The organism is Pseudomonas sp. R3-18-08 (genome assembly GCF_003852065.1).
Taxonomy (GTDB): domain Bacteria; phylum Pseudomonadota; class Gammaproteobacteria; order Pseudomonadales; family Pseudomonadaceae; genus Aquipseudomonas.
The window spans coordinates 1,982,139-2,000,481 of sequence record NZ_CP027729.1 but is presented as its reverse complement, the minus strand read 5'-3'; the positions used below and the strand labels follow the sequence as shown (position 1 = coordinate 2,000,481).

At 57.6% G+C, this 18,343-nt stretch carries 9 protein-coding genes, 2 tRNA genes and 3 rRNA genes; 4 read left to right on the top strand and 10 right to left on the bottom strand.

Translation table 11 applies throughout. The annotated features are described in order from the left end of the window. Window positions 1-35: 35 nt before the first annotated feature. The gene (locus C4J92_RS09270; RefSeq protein ID WP_124403623.1) at window positions 36-2,393 is read right to left on the bottom strand and encodes a DNA polymerase II; all 2,358 of its coding nucleotides are present in this window, start codon (window positions 2,391-2,393) and stop codon (window positions 36-38) included. Between the two features lie 207 nt (window positions 2,394-2,600). Between C4J92_RS09270 and C4J92_RS09265 the strand changes: the two genes are divergently transcribed. Next, complete coding sequence (locus C4J92_RS09265) at window positions 2,601-4,802, top strand: TonB-dependent siderophore receptor (RefSeq protein WP_124403622.1); 2,202 nt, start codon at window positions 2,601-2,603, stop codon at window positions 4,800-4,802. A 43-nt stretch (window positions 4,803-4,845) separates the two neighbouring features. On the opposite strand, the gene C4J92_RS09260 is transcribed toward C4J92_RS09265, so the two are convergent. Continuing rightward, on the bottom strand, window positions 4,846-5,313 hold the full coding sequence (locus C4J92_RS09260; protein WP_124403621.1) for an SRPBCC family protein: 468 nt from the start codon (window positions 5,311-5,313) through the stop codon (window positions 4,846-4,848). A 100-nt stretch (window positions 5,314-5,413) separates the two neighbouring features. Between C4J92_RS09260 and C4J92_RS09255 the strand changes: the two genes are divergently transcribed. Next, the gene (locus C4J92_RS09255; protein WP_124403620.1) at window positions 5,414-5,815 is read left to right on the top strand and encodes a GFA family protein; all 402 of its coding nucleotides are present in this window, start codon (window positions 5,414-5,416) and stop codon (window positions 5,813-5,815) included. A gap of 1 nt (window position 5,816) precedes the next feature. On the opposite strand, the gene mrdA is transcribed toward C4J92_RS09255, so the two are convergent. The 6 genes from mrdA to C4J92_RS09225 all read right to left on the bottom strand — a co-directional run bounded on the left by mrdA (window position 5,817) and on the right by C4J92_RS09225 (window position 13,192). Beyond that, a complete protein-coding gene (gene mrdA / locus C4J92_RS09250) occupies window positions 5,817-7,709 on the bottom strand; it encodes a penicillin-binding protein 2 (protein ID WP_124362069.1) in 1,893 nt (630 codons plus the stop codon). A 259-nt stretch (window positions 7,710-7,968) separates the two neighbouring features. After that, window positions 7,969-8,084 (bottom strand): 5S ribosomal RNA (rrf, locus tag C4J92_RS09245). A 165-nt stretch (window positions 8,085-8,249) separates the two neighbouring features. Continuing rightward, window positions 8,250-11,141, bottom strand: a 23S ribosomal RNA gene (locus tag C4J92_RS09240). A 249-nt stretch (window positions 11,142-11,390) separates the two neighbouring features. Further along, window positions 11,391-11,466 (bottom strand) — tRNA-Ala (locus tag C4J92_RS09235). Between the two features lie 30 nt (window positions 11,467-11,496). After that, a tRNA-Ile gene (locus tag C4J92_RS09230) sits at window positions 11,497-11,573 on the bottom strand. 82 nt (window positions 11,574-11,655) lie between these two features. Beyond that, window positions 11,656-13,192 (bottom strand): 16S ribosomal RNA (locus C4J92_RS09225). Together the 16S, 23S and 5S rRNA genes with 2 tRNA genes alongside form the textbook arrangement of a ribosomal RNA operon. Before the next feature lie 621 nt (window positions 13,193-13,813). On the opposite strand from C4J92_RS09225, the gene rhtA reads away from it, so the two are divergent. Together rhtA and C4J92_RS09210 are read left to right on the top strand one after the other, a co-directional pair. After that, window positions 13,814-14,701 carry a threonine/homoserine exporter RhtA gene (gene rhtA, locus C4J92_RS09215; protein ID WP_124403619.1) on the top strand — a complete coding sequence of 296 codons (888 nt, stop codon included), beginning with the start codon at window positions 13,814-13,816 and terminating at the stop codon, window positions 14,699-14,701. A 167-nt stretch (window positions 14,702-14,868) separates the two neighbouring features. Then, window positions 14,869-15,150 (top strand): hypothetical protein, encoded by a 282-nt coding sequence (locus tag C4J92_RS09210; RefSeq protein ID WP_124366501.1) that lies wholly within the window; start codon window positions 14,869-14,871, stop codon window positions 15,148-15,150. A gap of 69 nt (window positions 15,151-15,219) precedes the next feature. Here C4J92_RS09210 and C4J92_RS09205 read toward each other — a convergent pair whose 3' ends face one another. Together C4J92_RS09205 and C4J92_RS09200 are read right to left on the bottom strand one after the other, a co-directional pair. Next, a complete protein-coding gene (locus C4J92_RS09205; protein WP_124403618.1) occupies window positions 15,220-17,028 on the bottom strand; it encodes an aminopeptidase P family protein in 1,809 nt (602 codons plus the stop codon). Between the two features lie 49 nt (window positions 17,029-17,077). Continuing rightward, a complete protein-coding gene (locus C4J92_RS09200) occupies window positions 17,078-18,238 on the bottom strand; it encodes a cysteine desulfurase family protein (RefSeq protein WP_124403617.1) in 1,161 nt (386 codons plus the stop codon). Between the last annotated feature and the right edge of the window lie 105 nt (window positions 18,239-18,343).

The following is an 18,343-nucleotide window of genomic DNA, read 5'->3' as shown; positions in this document are numbered from 1 at the left end:
AAGCTTCAGGTGTAACGGGGATTGTGGCCGATTGCCTAGAACAGGCCCATCTGCCCGCCCACCAGGGTGGCAAAATCATCGTTCACGAACGGCAGGATGGCGTCAGCCACGGGCTGCAATTGGCGCATCACATAATGATCGTAGTCGATAGGCGCTTGCTGCACTTCCAGCGGCTGCGGGCCATTGACGCTGATCACATAGCGGATCCAGCCGCCGCGCTGGTACTGGCGCGGGCGTCCGAGGCGGTCGTTGTATTCGTCGGCCAGGCGTGCGGCGCGCACATGGGGCGGGACGTTGCGTTCGTAGTCATGCAAGGGTCGGCGCAGGCGCTTGCGGTAGATCAACAGCTCGTCGAGTTCGCCGCTCAAGGTACGGCGCACATAGTCGCGTACATAATCCTGATGGGGCTGGCGATGGAAGATGCGCCGGTAGAGTTCCTGCTGGAATTGCCGGGCCAAAGGCGACCAGTCACTGCGCACGGTTTCCAGGCCCTTGTAGACCATCTCTTCGCTGCCATCGGCGCGCACCACCAGGCCGGCGTAGCGCTTCTTGCTGCCCTCCTCCGCGCCGCGAATGGTCGGCATCAGGAAGCGGCTGAAATGGGTTTCGTATTGCAGCTCCAAGGCGCTTTGCAAACCGTATTCCGTGTGCAGATGGCTGCGCCACCAGTCGTTGACGTGCTGCACCAGCGCCTGGCCGATGCGGCTGGCGTCCTCAAGAGAGTGGGCGCCGCCGAGCCAGACGAAAGTGGAGTCGGTGTCGCCGTAGATCACTTCATAACCCTGGGCCTCCACCAGCTCGCGGGTCTGGCGCATGATCTGGTGCCCGCGCATTGTGATCGAGGACGCCAGCCGGGTATCGAAGAACCGGCAACCGCTGGAACCGAGCACGCCGTAGAAGGCGTTCATGATGATCTTCAGGGCTTGGGACAGCGGTGCATTGTGTTCGCGCTTGGCCACTTCGCGGCCCTCGGACACCCGCGTGACGATAGACGGCAGGCAATGCCGGGTGCGGGAGAAACGCGCACCACGAAAGCCTTCCACCGAGTCGCTGTCGTCGGGGTGCTTGAGGCCTTCGATCAAGCCCACCGGGTCGATCAGAAAACTGCGGATGATCGACGGGTACAGGCTCTTGTAGTCCAGCACCAGCACCGACTCGTAGAGGCCTGGGCGCGAGTCCATGACAAACCCGCCGGGGCTGGCCTGGGGCGGCTTGTCGCCGAGGTTCGGCGCGACAAAGCCCTGGCGGTGCATCAACGGCATGTAGAGATGGGTGAACGCCGCGACGGAACCGCCATTGCGGTCGGCAGGCAGCCCGGTGACGCTGGCGCGCTCGAGCAGGAACTTGAGCAGTTCGGTCTTCTCGAAAATCCGCGTGACCAACTCGCAGTCCTTGAGGTTGTAGCGCGCCAGGGCGGGCTTGTCCTCGGCGAACATGCGGTTGATCTCGTCCATGCGCTGGTACGGCGTGGAGATGTCCTTGCCTTCACCCAGCAGGGTTTGCGCGACATTCTCCAGGCTGAACGACTCGAAACTCCACGTAGCTGAACGCAGGGCTTCGATGCCGTCGATGATCAACCGGCCGGCTGCCGCAGCGAAGTAATGATTGCGGCTGCCATGTTCGCGCCAGGCCATGGCTTCACCGCCACGCCCCAGCAGCAGTGGCACGTTCAGGCGTTGGGCATGTTCGTGGAGTACGCGCAGGTCGAACTGCACCACATTCCAGCCGATGATCGCATCCGGATCGTGGGTGGCCAGCCATTGGTTGAGGCGTTCGAGCAGTTGGGCGCGGGTGTCGCAATAGTCGAGCTTGAAATCCACCGCGCAGGCTTTGTTGGGCGGACCGAGCATGTACACCTGGCGCTCGCCACACCCTTCGAGCGCGATGGAATAAAGATCGCCCTGGGCGGTGGTTTCGATATCGAGGGACGCCAGCTTCAGGGTCGGTCGGTAATCGGCAGCGGGTTTCATCTGCGCATCGAGCAGCGTGCCGCTGGCATCCGGCGTGCCGCCGAACCACACCGGCGCAGTGATGAATCGCTCCATCATGTAACGCTCGGGTGGGCGCACATCGCCTTCGTAGACATCCACCCCGGCGGCGCGCAGGCGCTTTTCGATATCCATTATCTGGCGGTGCTGCCGGGCGTAGAGCCCCAGGACCGGTCGATGATGGAAGTCGCACAACTGCAACCCACGCAGTTCGATATCGCGCTCGCCCTTGAGCAGCCAGTCCAGCGGCTTGCGATGGGCCTCGGGAATGAACACCACCGAGGTTTGCACGGGTAGGCGAATACACCGTGGCCCTTGGTCGGTCGCCAACCAGAAGCTGACCTCCGTACCCGCCGGGGTGTCGCGCCAATGCCGGGTCAGGACAAACCCCTGCTGTAAATCCACCGTACCGCACCTCAGGAATCGCTTTCAGGGAGTGATTCTACTCGGCATCCGGGCAAACGCGGCAGGTTAACTGTGATCTCACAAATTTGTTGCACTACATTAATAACAATCACTATCATTTGCACCGGAGTCGTATCCGCGCAAGAAGGAAGCGCATCGTTGTTGCCCCCCTTGCTCATAGTTGACGGTTCGCCGTCAGGATCGATCATGCCCCTCTGTGCCCGACTTGCTGCGCCCTTTCGCCCCACTCTGCTCGCCCTTTGCTGCTCGCTGAGCGTTGCTGCGCATGCAGATACGGGTAACACGCTGGAACTGGATGCGACGCGCATCGATGCCCAAGCCCCCGCGCCCGATGCGTTGCCTGCGGTGTATGCCGGCGGACAAGTGGCGCGCGGTGGCCAACTGGGGGTACTGGGTAACCAGGACATCATGGACGTGCCATTCAGCATGTCCTCCTACACCGAGCAATTGATTCGCGACCAGCAGGCGGAAACCCTCGCCGACGTGCTGCTCAATGACTCGTCCGTGCGCCAGGCCTCGGGGTTTGCCAACCAGGCCCAGACGTTCATGATCCGTGGCTTACCGTTGAACGGCGACGACATTTCCTACAACGGTTTGTACGGCATCCTGCCACGGCAGATCATGTCTACTGACGCGCTGGAACGCGTGGAAGTGTTCAAGGGGCCCAACGCGTTCATCAACGGCGTAACGCCAGGCGGTTCGGGGATCGGCGGCGGTGTGAACCTGCAACCCAAGCGCGCCGGTGAGGTGCCGCTGCGGCGGTTCAGCACCGACATCAGCAGCGATGGCCGGGTGGGCGAGCATCTGGACATCGGCCAGCGGTTTGGTGAAGACGAGCGGTTTGGCGCTCGGGTCAACCTGTCCCAGCGCGAAGGCAATACCGGCATCGACGACGAAAACCAGCGTTCAAAACTGTTCGCGGTCGGCCTGGATTACCGTGGTGAGGCGTTGCGCCTGTCGGGGGATTTTGTGTATCAAAAGCAGCGCATCAATGGCGGACGAAACTCGGTGTTCCTGGGCACTGCGACCCACGTCCCGGATGCACCTTCGGCGGATACCAACTACGCACCCAGCTGGAGCAGCACCAACCTTGAGGACACCTTGGGCATGCTGCGCGCCGAGTACGACCTGAATGAAAACTGGACAGCTTACGCCGCAGGCGGCGCCAAACACAGCCGAGAAATGGGCCGATATTCTTCGATTACCCTGACCGATAATCTGGGCAATGCCACCTCCAGCCGCTCGACCATCGCGCACGAGGAAGACAACGCCAGTGTGATGGCCGGCTTGAACGGCACATTCCAGACCGGCCCCGTGAGCCATCGACTCAACGTCGGCCTCGCCGGCATTTGGACCCAGGCGCGCAACGCTTATGTGTTCAACGGCTCACCCAGCGCGACCAATATTTACAGCCCGGTGACCGGCGCACCGCCCACGCTCAACACGCCGCGCAACACCCCTGGCACCGACTTCAGCGACCCGTCCATTACCGGCAAGACCTTTGTGCGCAGCGCTGCAGTATCCGACACGTTTGGCTTCTTCGATGACCGTTTGTTGGTGACGCTGGGCGCGCGTCGTCAGCAAATGGTGGTGCAGGGTTACAACTACATGAGCGGTACGCGCACGGCCAACTATGACGAATCGATCACCACGCCGGTCTACGGCATCGTGTTCAAGCCGTGGGAGCATGTGTCTCTGTACGCAAACCGCATCGAGGGCCTGGCCCAGGGCCCGACCTCGCCGCTCACATCAGGCGATCGGACGATCATCGGCGGCGGGCAGGCCTATGCCCCCGCACGCTCCAAGCAGATCGAAGCGGGCGTCAAAGTCGACATGGGTAGCTATGGCGCAACCCTCGGTGTGTACCGGATCGAGCAGCCTGGCGCGGGTTATGCCGAAGTGATCGATGCAACCACGGCGCGCTATGTGCGTGAAGGCCAGCAGATCAACAAGGGCGTTGAGCTGAACGTGTTCGGCGAACCGATGAGCGGCCTGCGCCTGTTGGGTGGGGTGACGCTGATGAAGACGGAACTCAAGGGCACCCTCAACGGTGCCAACGACGGCAACCGCGCCATTGGTGTCCCTTCATTCCAACTCAACGCCGGCGTGGATTGGGACGTGCCCGGCCTGCAAGGCGTGAGCCTCAATGGTCGCATGCTGCGCACCGGCGGCCAATATGCCGACGCGGCGAACAACCTGAGCCTGCCGGCCTGGAACCGCTTCGACGTGGGCGCGCGCTACACCTTTGCGCTGGACAAGCGTGAGGTGACACTCGGCGCTACGCTGGAGAACGTTGCCAACGAAAAATACTGGGAATCGGCCCAGGGCGGTTTCCTCAGCCAGGGTGATCCGCGGGTGGCGAAGCTGTCGGCGACGATCGATTTCTAACGTCACGGTGGCTGACGCTGGGCATCCATCATGATGCCCAGCGTCAGGCTCGCCGGGCCTTGTCCAGATAGTTTTCGATATTGCCCATCTGCTCGTCCCAGCCACGGGAGTTCATCTTGAACGCTTTCAGGCGCCTGGCCTGTGGCACCTTGTCGAAACCGGACTCGACCACCCGCAACAAAATGCCCGGCGCGCGATCCTCGATGGTGAACTCCACCAGCGTCGGGGTTTCCTGATCATAGTCGACGTCTTTCTCTACCGCAAAGGGATGCCACCAGAAGGAAAACAGGGTTTGCGGCAGAATACGTTCGATCCTGGCCTTCCACACCACATGTTCGTAGCCTGGGTACGTGATCGGCGCTTCGATGGTTTCTCCGGCAACAAAGGTTTTTTCCTTGAGGGCAATACCGAACCACTCGCCAAATTGCTCGGCATTCGTGAGTGCTTCCCAGACGTGTTTACGCGATGCGTTGAGCAGAACTTTCCGTTCGATGCGATCTAATACGTGCATAAGTCACCTCCTCCATTGAACACTAGGCGACATCGACCAATGCGCAACCTTTGGTTATGCGCAATGATGATGACCCCCATCCTTGACCTGGCCATAAGTTATGACTGAACCGTTGAATGGAAGTTGCTTGTGTAAAGGTGTGTGCTATCGGGTGGAGCGTTTGGACATGCCCATCAGTCACTGCCATTGCGGCAGCTGTCGCAAGGCGCATGCGGCAGCCTTTGTCGCCACGGCCGGGGTGATGCGCGAGCACTTTCGCTGGACGCACGGTGAAGAATTGCTGTCGTCGTTTGAGTCATCGCCAGGCAAACGGCGCCATTTCTGTTCGCGCTGTGGCTCGCATTTGATCGCCGAGCGCGCGCACCAGCCCCACGTCATCGTGCGGGTGGCGACGCTGGACGATGATCCGGGCGCCAGGCCCACCGCGCATATCTGGACAGCCCATGATGTGCCCTGGCTCGCTTATGACGACATAGAGCGCTGGGGCGAATGGCAGGTGTGATTTAAACGTGCGGATCGCCGGGCGCTTTGGCCGGCGTCGCATATTGGGGCTTCAGGTGACCCTCCTGGTCGAGCAGCCAGGCGTCCATGATCTGTCGCACCACCGGGCCGGCTACACGGCCACCGGCCTCACCGTTTTCAATCATCACTGAAATCACGATCTTCGGGTGTTCGGCTGGCGCAAAGCCAACAAACAAGGCGTTGTCGCGGTGACGCTCCAGGGTCTTGTTGCGGTTGTAACGCTCCCCCTGCTTGATCGCCACCACCTGCGCGGTACCGCTCTTGCCGGCGATGCGATATTGGGCACCCTGCGCGGCGGCCCGAGCGATACCGCGCGGGTCGTGCATTACCAATTGCATGCCGTGGTTGACCTGTTCCCAATCACGCGGATCCTTGAGCACTACGTTGGGCATCGGATTCTCATCCACCGGAGGCACGCCGTTGATGGTCTTGGCCAGGTGCGGGCGGTTCCATACACCCTTATTGGCGATCAGCGCAGTGGCTTGGGCCAGTTGCAGCGGCGTGACTTGCATATAACCCTGGCCGATACCCAGGATCACGGTTTCGCCCGGGAACCAGGGCTGGCGACGCGTCGCGCGCTTCCAGGCCTGGGACGGCATCAGGCCGGCGGATTCTTCGAACATGTCCAGGGACACCTTCTGACCCAGGCCGAATTCGGCCAGGTAATCATGCAGCCGATCGATGCCGAGCTTGTGGGCCAGGTCATAGAAGTAGGTGTCATTGGAACGCATGATGGCGGCGTCCATGTCTACCCAGCCGTCGCCACTGTGGTTCCAGTTGCGGTATTTGTGATCGAAGTCCGGCAACTGGTAGTAACCGGGATCAAACACGCGGGTTTGCGGGGTGACAACGCCGCTGTCGAGCCCTGCGATGGCCACTTCAGGCTTGATGGTTGAACCGGGCGCATACAGCCCGCGCAGCACGCGGTTGAACAGCGGGCGATCAATGGAATCATGCAGCGCGGCATATTCCTTGAAGCTGATACCGGTGACGAACAGGTTCGGGTCGAAACTCGGCTTGCTGACCATGGCCAGCACTTCACCGGTTTGCGGGTCCAGGGCAACCACCGAGCCACGGCGGTCACCCAGGGCTTCTTCGGCGGCTTCCTGGAGCTTGACGTCGAGGCTCAGGACAATGTTTTTGCCGGGGATAGGATCAGTGTGCTTGAGCACGCGCAATACCCGTCCTTGGGCGTTGGTTTCGACTTCTTCATAACCCACGTGACCATGCAGTTCAGACTCGTAGAAGCGTTCGATACCGGTTTTGCCAATAGACTGGGTGCCGCGGTATTCCACCGAATCGAGGGCCTTGGATTCTTTCTCATTGATTCGTCCAACGTAGCCGATGGAGTGAGCGAAGTGCGCACCCAACGGGTAGTGGCGGACGAACTGAGGTTCAACGTCTACACCCGGTAGACGGAACTCGTTGACGGCCAGAACGGCAATCTGCTCTTCGGTCAGCTCGTAGAACAGCGTGACAGGGACGAACGGATGGCGAGCCTGCTTGAGCGCTTTATCGAACACGGCACGATCTTCGGCGGGCAGGTGCAACAGACTGACGATCGCGTCCAACTCTCCCTTGAGGTCGGTGGTGCGTTCGCGGGTAATGGTCAGGTTATAGCTGGGTCGGTTGTCAGCCAGGACCACGCCGTTGCGGTCATAGATCAAACCGCGCGTAGGGGTGATGGGCAGCACGTGAACGCGATTGTTTTCAGAAATGGTGGCGTGATAGTCGTATTGCACGACCTGCAGGAAGTACATGCGCCCCACCAAGGCGCAGGTGATGCCAATCACCAGGAGTGCACAGGCGAGCAAACGTTTGTTGACCAGACGGTGTTCTTTTTCGTGGTCCTTGATGGGTATCGGTTCAGGCATTTCTACAGCATCTCGTTGAAAAAGGTCGACGCCGCATCCTGCGGATAAGGGCCAATCCTTGTGAAAATGTGCTGCACCATACCAAAAATGCAGAAACACTTTGTATCGATTTCCCTTAACGGCGGGTTATTTCATCATTGAGAAAGTGAGGCAAGGGCGGCGAACGCGCTGTGATGGTGCGCATTGGGAGAGCCGTCGTATTTTCAACCGCCCAAAACAAAACCCCATCTGCTTTCGCAAATGGGGTTTCGGAATTTAATCTTGACGATGACCTACTCTCACATGGGGAAACCCCACACTACCATCGGCGATGCATCGTTTCACTACTGAGTTCGGGATGGGATCAGGTGGTTCCAATGCTCTATGGTCGTCAAGAAATTCGGGTACTGAGTCGTGGCCAGATGGCCTCGCTTCAGCAAATTGGGTATGGGATAGAAGTCGGTGTTTTGTGAGTATCGAACTTTCGGTTCATTGCGTCTTCACACACCGCAATCTGGTTGCTCTGGATTAAAGAGCCGACGCAAATTGCTTGGGTGTTATATGGTCAAGCCTCACGGGCAATTAGTATTGGTTAGCTCAACGCCTCACAGCGCTTACACACCCAACCTATCAACGTCGTAGTCTTCGACGGCCCTTCAGGGGACTCAAGGTCCCAGTGAGATCTCATCTTGAGGCTAGTTTCCCGCTTAGATGCTTTCAGCGGTTATCTATTCCGAACATAGCTACCCGGCAATGCCACTGGCGTGACAACCGGAACACCAGAGGTTCGTCCACTCCGGTCCTCTCGTACTAGGAGCAGCCCCTCTCAAATCTCAAACGTCCACGGCAGATAGGGACCGAACTGTCTCACGACGTTCTAAACCCAGCTCGCGTACCACTTTAAATGGCGAACAGCCATACCCTTGGGACCGGCTTCAGCCCCAGGATGTGATGAGCCGACATCGAGGTGCCAAACACCGCCGTCGATATGAACTCTTGGGCGGTATCAGCCTGTTATCCCCGGAGTACCTTTTATCCGTTGAGCGATGGCCCTTCCATACAGAACCACCGGATCACTAAGACCTACTTTCGTACCTGCTCGACGTGTCTGTCTCGCAGTCAAGCGCGCTTTTGCCTTTATACTCTACGACCGATTTCCGACCGGTCTGAGCGCACCTTCGTACTCCTCCGTTACTCTTTAGGAGGAGACCGCCCCAGTCAAACTACCCACCATACACTGTCCTCGATCCGGATAACGGACCTGAGTTAGAACCTCAAAGTTGCCAGGGTGGTATTTCAAGGTTGGCTCCACGCGAACTGGCGTCCACGCTTCAAAGCCTCCCACCTATCCTACACAAGCAAATTCAAAGTCCAGTGCAAAGCTATAGTAAAGGTTCACGGGGTCTTTCCGTCTAGCCGCGGATACACTGCATCTTCACAGCGATTTCAATTTCACTGAGTCTCGGGTGGAGACAGCGCCGCCATCGTTACGCCATTCGTGCAGGTCGGAACTTACCCGACAAGGAATTTCGCTACCTTAGGACCGTTATAGTTACGGCCGCCGTTTACCGGGGCTTCGATCAAGAGCTTCGCGTTAGCTAACCCCATCAATTAACCTTCCGGCACCGGGCAGGCGTCACACCCTATACGTCCACTTTCGTGTTTGCAGAGTGCTGTGTTTTTAATAAACAGTCGCAGCGGCCTGGTATCTTCGACCGGCATGAGCTTACGGAGCAAGTCCTTCACCCTCACCGGCGCACCTTCTCCCGAAGTTACGGTGCCATTTTGCCTAGTTCCTTCACCCGAGTTCTCTCAAGCGCCTTGGTATTCTCTACCCAACCACCTGTGTCGGTTTGGGGTACGGTTCCTGGTTACCTGAAGCTTAGAAGCTTTTCTTGGAAGCATGGCATCAACCACTTCGTCGTCTAAAAGACGACTCGTCATCAGCTCTCGGCCTTAGAATCCCGGATTTACCTAAGATTCCAGCCTACCACCTTAAACTTGGACAACCAACGCCAAGCTGGCCTAGCCTTCTCCGTCCCTCCATCGCAATAACCAGAAGTACAGGAATATTAACCTGTTTTCCATCGACTACGCTTTTCAGCCTCGCCTTAGGGACCGACTAACCCTGCGTCGATTAACGTTGCGCAGGAAACCTTGGTCTTTCGGCGTGGGTGTTTTTCACACCCATTGTCGTTACTCATGTCAGCATTCGCACTTCTGATACCTCCAGCAAGCTTCTCAACTCACCTTCACAGGCTTACAGAACGCTCCTCTACCGCATCACTTACGTGATACCCGTAGCTTCGGTGTATGGTTTGAGCCCCGTTACATCTTCCGCGCAGGCCGACTCGACTAGTGAGCTATTACGCTTTCTTTAAAGGGTGGCTGCTTCTAAGCCAACCTCCTAGCTGTCTAAGCCTTCCCACATCGTTTCCCACTTAACCATAACTTTGGGACCTTAGCTGACGGTCTGGGTTGTTTCCCTTTTCACGACGGACGTTAGCACCCGCCGTGTGTCTCCCATGCTCGGCACTTGTAGGTATTCGGAGTTTGCATCGGTTTGGTAAGTCGGGATGACCCCCTAGCCGAAACAGTGCTCTACCCCCTACAGTGATACATGAGGCGCTACCTAAATAGCTTTCGAGGAGAACCAGCTATCTCCGAGCTTGATTAGCCTTTCACTCCGATCCACAGGTCATCCGCTAACTTTTCAACGGTAGTCGGTTCGGTCCTCCAGTTAGTGTTACCCAACCTTCAACCTGCCCATGGATAGATCGCCCGGTTTCGGGTCTATTCCCAGCGACTAGACGCCCTATTAAGACTCGCTTTCGCTACGCCTCCCCTATTCGGTTAAGCTCGCCACTGAAAATAAGTCGCTGACCCATTATACAAAAGGTACGCAGTCACCCAACAAAGTGGGCTCCCACTGCTTGTACGCATACGGTTTCAGGATCTATTTCACTCCCCTCTCCGGGGTTCTTTTCGCCTTTCCCTCACGGTACTAGTTCACTATCGGTCAGTCAGTAGTATTTAGCCTTGGAGGATGGTCCCCCCATATTCAGACAAAGTTTCTCGTGCTCCGTCCTACTCGATTTCATGACTAAGAGATTTTCGCGTACAGGGCTATCACCCACTATGGCCGCACTTTCCAGAGCGTTCCGCTAATCTCAAAGCCACTTAAGGGCTAGTCCCCGTTCGCTCGCCACTACTAAGGGAATCTCGGTTGATTTCTTTTCCTCAGGGTACTTAGATGTTTCAGTTCCCCTGGTTCGCTCCATACACCTATGTATTCAGTGTAAGGTAACCATCTTATGATGGCTGGGTTCCCCCATTCAGACATCTCCGGATCAAAGTCTGTTTGCCGACTCCCCGAAGCTTTTCGCAGGCTACCACGTCTTTCATCGCCTCTGACTGCCAAGGCATCCACCGTATGCGCTTCTTCACTTGACCATATAACCCCAAGCAATCTGGTTATACTGTGAAGACAACATTCGCCGAAAATTCGATCATACTCAATTAAGAGCGACTCACAAATTTTACCTTAGCCTGATCCGTTACCAGTGAAAGTAACGTCCAGTCTATCTTTCTATCACATACCCAAATTTTTAAAGAACGAACTAGTCAAAGACTAGAAATCAACATTCACCATCACAACAATGGAATGCTCATTTCTAAGCTTTCTACAAACAGAAGCAGTAGTGGTGGAGCCAAACGGGATCGAACCGTTGACCTCCTGCGTGCAAGGCAGGCGCTCTCCCAGCTGAGCTATGGCCCCGTATTTCTACAGGCGTTTCCCACACAAAATTGGTGGGTCTGGGCAGATTCGAACTGCCGACCTCACCCTTATCAGGGGTGCGCTCTAACCAACTGAGCTACAGACCCAATTTCGGGCTGCTTCTTTTCGTCTTCTTCAATGAATCAAGCAATTCGTGTGGGAACTTATGGAGCAGCTGATGTCGTCGATTAAGGAGGTGATCCAGCCGCAGGTTCCCCTACGGCTACCTTGTTACGACTTCACCCCAGTCATGAATCACACCGTGGTAACCGTCCTCCCGAAGGTTAGACTAGCTACTTCTGGTGCAACCCACTCCCATGGTGTGACGGGCGGTGTGTACAAGGCCCGGGAACGTATTCACCGCGACATTCTGATTCGCGATTACTAGCGATTCCGACTTCACGCAGTCGAGTTGCAGACTGCGATCCGGACTACGATCGGTTTTCTGGGATTAGCTCCACCTCGCGGCTTGGCAACCCTCTGTACCGACCATTGTAGCACGTGTGTAGCCCAGGCCGTAAGGGCCATGATGACTTGACGTCATCCCCACCTTCCTCCGGTTTGTCACCGGCAGTCTCCTTAGAGTGCCCACCATAACGTGCTGGTAACTAAGGACAAGGGTTGCGCTCGTTACGGGACTTAACCCAACATCTCACGACACGAGCTGACGACAGCCATGCAGCACCTGTCTCAATGTTCCCGAAGGCACCAATCCATCTCTGGAAAGTTCATTGGATGTCAAGGCCTGGTAAGGTTCTTCGCGTTGCTTCGAATTAAACCACATGCTCCACCGCTTGTGCGGGCCCCCGTCAATTCATTTGAGTTTTAACCTTGCGGCCGTACTCCCCAGGCGGTCAACTTAATGCGTTAGCTGCGCCACTAAGAGCTCAAGGCTCCCAACGGCTAGTTGACATCGTTTACGGCGTGGACTACCAGGGTATCTAATCCTGTTTGCTCCCCACGCTTTCGCACCTCAGTGTCAGTGTTGGTCCAGGTGGTCGCCTTCGCCACTGGTGTTCCTTCCTATATCTACGCATTTCACCGCTACACAGGAAATTCCACCACCCTCTACCACACTCTAGTCAGTCAGTTTTGAATGCAGTTCCCAGGTTGAGCCCGGGGATTTCACATCCAACTTAACAAACCACCTACGCGCGCTTTACGCCCAGTAATTCCGATTAACGCTTGCACCCTCTGTATTACCGCGGCTGCTGGCACAGAGTTAGCCGGTGCTTATTCTGTCGGTAACGTCAAAACAATCACGTATTAGGTAACTGCCCTTCCTCCCAACTTAAAGTGCTTTACAATCCGAAGACCTTCTTCACACACGCGGCATGGCTGGATCAGGCTTTCGCCCATTGTCCAATATTCCCCACTGCTGCCTCCCGTAGGAGTCTGGACCGTGTCTCAGTTCCAGTGTGACTGATCATCCTCTCAGACCAGTTACGGATCGTCGCCTTGGTGAGCCATTACCTCACCAACTAGCTAATCCGACCTAGGCTCATCTGATAGCGCAAGGCCCGAAGGTCCCCTGCTTTCTCCCGTAGGACGTATGCGGTATTAGCGTCCGTTTCCGAACGTTATCCCCCACTACCAGGCAGATTCCTAGGCATTACTCACCCGTCCGCCGCTCTCAAGAGAAGCAAGCTTCTCTCTACCGCTCGACTTGCATGTGTTAGGCCTGCCGCCAGCGTTCAATCTGAGCCATGATCAAACTCTTCAGTTCAAACATCTTTGGGTTTTTAAGAAACCCTAAACTTGGCTCAGCAATCGTTGGTTACATCTTTGATTTCTCGCGGAGTAACTTGTGATGCTGATAATCTTGCTGACTATCAGTCTGACTCCACAAGCACCCACACGAATTGCTTGATTCAGTTGTTAAAGAGCGGTTGGTTAAGAGCTATTCGTCTCAACCGAGGCGCGCATTCTACAGCAGCCTCATTTGCTGTCAAGCGGTTATTTTCAGAAGTTTTCGAAGATTTCTTCAACAACTTCAACCACTTGCGCTTGCGATCTCTCGTAAGCGGGAGGCGAATTCTACAGCGTTACACGCTGCTGTCAACACCTCTTTTTCAACTTCCTTTTGGCTTCGATGGACTGAAGCAACCTGCTGTCGAAAACTACTTAACTCATTGTTTACCAAGGAGTTTTCCGTTTCGACTGCGCCGGAAGTGGGGCGAATTATAGGCGCACAGAATCTGCCGTCAACGTTTAATTTGAATTTCCTATCAAACAGCCCGAAACTCTTTAAATCCTCTGCACTTGAGCAGTATATTGCGCATTGCGTGCCCGTTAGGCGCATCAGCGCTCTGCCCTTTATATGAAAGACTTCGGACGAAAACCTTCAATGACCACCCCACCCCGCAGCCTGGCCTCCATACTGTTCCCTGTTGGCCTGCTGTTAATAGCAATGGCATCCATCCAGTCCGGCGCCTCGCTGGCGAAAAGCATGTTCCCTGTCATCGGCGCGCAAGGTACCACCACCCTGCGCTTGATTTTCGCCAGCGTGATCATGTTGCTTCTATTACGCCCATGGCGCGCCAAGCTGACGGCCAAGTCCTTACGCACTGTAGTTGTCTACGGCATGGCGCTGGGCGGCATGAATTTTCTCTTCTATATGTCGTTGCGCACCGTGCCCCTGGGTATTGCGGTAGCGCTGGAATTCACCGGCCCGCTCGCAGTCGCCCTGTATGCATCGCGCCGGGCAGTGGACTTCTTGTGGATCGCGCTCGCAGTCGTCGGTTTACTCCTGCTGATACCGTCGGGCGAAACCAGCAGTGGCATCGACGCGACCGGTGCCGCCTATGCTCTCGGCGCTGGTGTCTGCTGGGCGCTTTATATTCTGTTCGGCCAAAAAGCAGGTAACGATAACGGTGTGCAGACCGCCGCGCTCGGCGTCATGATTGCCGCTTTGTTCGTCGCGCCAATCGGCATCGTGCACGCGGGGACCGCGCTGCTGACTCCCGCCTTGATCCCCATCGCCATCGGTGTCGCCATTTTATCGACAGCGCTGCCTTACACACTGGAAATGGTTGCGCTCACTCGCCTGCCCGCACGTACTTTCGGCACCCTGATGAGTGTCGAGCCGGCGTTCGGCGCCCTCTCCGGACTGTTCTTCCTGCATGAACACCTGACGCTCGCGCAATGGCTGGCGATCACCTGCATCATTCTGGCCTCCGTTGGGGCCACACTGACAATGCGCAACGAATCCAAACCGCTGGTGCCCGCCGACTGACCTCTTTAAAAGGCAGCTCTGGTATTTACCGCTCATTTAGGCCATGTTTAGGCCGTAAACGAAGGTCTTTCATGGAGAAACTCGACACGGACAGCATGAACGCTACGCTCGAGAGCGAGTAAAGGCCGGCTTCGTTTCTTTTGCGAAGCGGCTATTTAAGGATGGGAATGAAACGAATTTTGATACTGTTGCTGGTCGTAGGCATTGCCGGCTGTGCCGCGACCACGAAAACAGAAGTGAAACGAGGCAAGAAAGGGCTGCATATCAACTGCTCGGGCCTGTCCTCCTCCTGGGATAAGTGCTACACCAGTGCGGCCGATTCCTGCGGTACCAAGGGCTATCGGGTTATCGCCAAATCCGGCGATAACGCCGAAGAACCCGGCGATTACCCCTTCGGCCTCAACCCTGCCGGCTACACCAGTCGCAGCATGATCGTCATTTGCAAGTAGACGCCTGAGTGCTGTCTTGATCGCTCGCGATCAAAACAGCACAGCGCGAAGCCGTCAGTCAGCCCGCGATCAAATCGCCGCTGTGCGCACCTGCAACCACGTGAGCGCCTCGCCACTGAGTAACGGGCTCAGGCGCTCACGCACCTGGGCGTGATAAGCGTTGAACCACTCGCGCTCATCCGCTGTGAGCAAGGAAGGCTCCAGGCAACGGGTGTCGATCGGGCACAAGGTCAGGGTTTCGAATCTGAGGAACTCACCAAATTCGGTGGTCCCCGCTTCACGGTTCAACACCAGGTTTTCGATGCGCACGCCCCAACGCCCAGGGCGGTAGGTGCCCGGCTCAATCGACGTGATCATGCCCGGCTGCATCGCCGTTTGCGGCGCAGCTGCAGCCTGGTAGGCGATCACCTGCGGACCTTCGTGCACGTTGAGGAAATACCCTACACCGTGACCCGTACCGTGGCCGTAATCCACGCCCTCGGCCCAGATCGGCGCACGCGCGATGGCGTCCAGCAACGGCGACAGGATGCCCTTGGGGAAATGAGCGCGGGACAAGGCAATCACGCCCTTGAGCACCCGCGTGCAATCGAGTTTCTGCTCTGCACTCGGCGTACCGATGGGCACCATCCGCGTGATATCCGTGGTACCGCCCAGGTACTGGCCGCCGGAATCGATCAGCAATAAGCCATCGCCTTCGATCACGGCATGTTCTTCTGGCGTGGCGTGGTAGTGCGGCATCGCGCCATTGGCATTGAAGGCCGCAATGGTATTGAAACTCAGCGACACATACCCCGGACGGCGGGCACGCGCTGCCGTCAGATGCTCATCGATAGTCAGTTCAGTGATGCGTTCACGTCCCAGGGCCGATTCCAGCCAGGCGAAAAATTCGCACAAGGCGGCGCCATCCTGTTCCATGGCCTGACGGATATGTTCGGCATCGGCCAGGCTTTTGCGCGACTTGGCCAGCGTGGTGGGGTTCAAGCCTTCCACCCGCTTCACGCCGGCGTCGAGGTGCTCCAGTAAACCGGCCGTCACGCGGGCCGGATCAATCTGCAGGCTTGCTCCGGACGGTACGGCTCGCAGCGCATCAGCCACATCACTGTAGTCGCGCACGCTCACGCCATCGCGCTCAAGCGCAGCGCGCAACTCGGTATCGACCTTGCTCAGCGCCACGAACAAGGTGGCCTGCTGTTGATTGATCAGGGCAAAGGATACGAACACTGGGTTGAACGATACATCGCCACCGCGCAGGTTGAACAACCAGGCGATGTCATCCAGGGTCGCGATGAAATGCCAGTCAGCGCCTTTTTCTTTCAGGCTGGCGCGCAGGGCCGCGAGTTTTTCGCTGCGGCTGAGGGTAGCCTGCGGCGGCAGGTGCTGATAGATCGGCTGGTTCGGCAGCGCCGGGCGGTCGTGCCAGACGGCATTGAGCAGATCGATGTCCGTACGCAAGCGCGCGCCACGCTGCGCCAGCTTGTCACCCAGGGTGCGCGCCGAGGCCACGGCCATTACCGCACCATCCACCGCCACAACGCCGCCTTCCGGGGTTTGTTCAGCCAGCCATTCAAGCGGTCCGGGCTGGCCCGGTTGCAGTTTCACCAGTTCGATGCCGCTGCCCTTGAGCTCCTTGGTCGCCTGTTCCCAATAGCGGCTGTCGGCCCACACCCCGGCAAACTCCGCAGTGACGATCAGCGTCCCCACCGAACCATGGAACCCGGACAACCATTGACGGCCCTGCCAGTATCCGGGCAGGTACTCGGACAAATGCGGGTCCGCAGACGGTACCAGCAGGGCATGAATCCCCTCTCGGCTCATCAGCTCACGGGTTTGCGCCAGGCGCTGGGAAACCGTTCCATGGGTCAAAGGCTGCGTAGTCATTGTGTCTCCTGCTAACCGCTAATAATTGTTATGCACTGCGAAGGAAATGTCAGACGGCCCAGAACGCCGGTGCGCTGGCCAGTGTCGACTTGATCAGTTGTACCGCTTCGTCGATATCCCGCTCGGTGGTAAACCGGCCCAGGCTCAGGCGAATGGTACGCCCGGCGCTGCGAGCGTCATGCCCCAGGGCCAGTAGCACATGGGACGGCGCGTTGCTGGCCGAATTGCACGCTGAAGTCGCCGAAAAGGCAATCCCTGCACTCAACGCCCCCGCGTTGAACTCGCCTTCATTGAACGTAAGGCTAAGGGTATGAGGGATTCGCTGTGTGGGGCTGCCGTTGAGGCGCACACCCGCGATCGACGCCAATTGATCCAGCAGACGCTGACGCAAGGCTACGATCTGTGCCTTCTCCTCGGCGAAAGACGCTGCTGCCAGGGCGAACGCCGTGCCCATGCCCGCAATCTGGTGAGTGGCCAGGGTACCCGAACGCAAGCCCCCCTCATGCCCACCACCATGAATCTGCGCCAACACCTTCTGTTGCGCCCGCGGTCCTACGTACAACGCGCCGATGCCCTTCGGACCGTAAAGCTTGTGCGCGGAAAACGACATCAAATCCACCGGCCACTGCGCCAAGTCGATGGCCACCTTGCCCGCCCCTTGCGCCGCGTCCACGTGAAACAACGCCCCTTGTTCGCGCACCCGTGCGCCGATAGCCGGGATGTCGTTCAACGTGCCCAGCTCGTTATTGACCAGCATCAGCGACACCAGAAAGGTGTCTTCACGCAGTGCCTCACTGACCGCCTCGACACTGATCAAGCCATCGGCATCAGGCACCAGATACGTCACCGCCACACCGGCTTCCTGCAACTGCCGCGCAGTGTCGAGTGTGGCCTTGTGCTCGATCTGGCTGGTGATGATATGCCCGCCCGCCACGCCACGCGCCTGGGCTACACCCTTGAGTGCAAGGTTGTTGGACTCGGTGGCGCCGGAGGTCCAGACGATCTGCTCGGGCTGGGCGCCGACCAGTTCGGCCACCTGGTGACGCGCCTGCTCGACCGTTTGCCGGGCCGCTTGGCCAAACGCGTGGGAACTGGACGCCGGGTTACCGAAATTGGCATTGAAACCCAGACACTCAACCATCACCTGGATGACCCGCTCATCCACCGGTGTGGTGGCGGCATAGTCGAAATACAACGGACGTTTATTCATGATGTTAAAAACTCGCAGAGCGTGTTCCCGAGAACAGTGTCGCGGGGGGCATCGAACAGAACAGAGGTCGTCAGGTTTAACTGATCAGATGCCGTTATAGAAGGA

Coding starts and splice junctions, on each gene's coding strand:
- C4J92_RS09265 (WP_124403622.1), top strand. CDS start 2,601: ATGCCCCTCTGTGCCCGACTTGCTGCGCCCTTTCGCCCCACTCTGCTC.
- C4J92_RS09260 (WP_124403621.1), bottom strand. CDS start 5,313: ATGCACGTATTAGATCGCATCGAACGGAAAGTTCTGCTCAACGCATCG.
- C4J92_RS09255 (WP_124403620.1), top strand. CDS start 5,414: ATGACTGAACCGTTGAATGGAAGTTGCTTGTGTAAAGGTGTGTGCTAT.
- mrdA (WP_124362069.1), bottom strand. CDS start 7,709: ATGCCTGAACCGATACCCATCAAGGACCACGAAAAAGAACACCGTCTG.
- rhtA (WP_124403619.1), top strand. CDS start 13,814: ATGACCACCCCACCCCGCAGCCTGGCCTCCATACTGTTCCCTGTTGGC.
- C4J92_RS09210 (WP_124366501.1), top strand. CDS start 14,869: ATGAAACGAATTTTGATACTGTTGCTGGTCGTAGGCATTGCCGGCTGT.
- C4J92_RS09205 (WP_124403618.1), bottom strand. CDS start 17,028: ATGACTACGCAGCCTTTGACCCATGGAACGGTTTCCCAGCGCCTGGCG.
- C4J92_RS09200 (WP_124403617.1), bottom strand. CDS start 18,238: ATGAATAAACGTCCGTTGTATTTCGACTATGCCGCCACCACACCGGTG.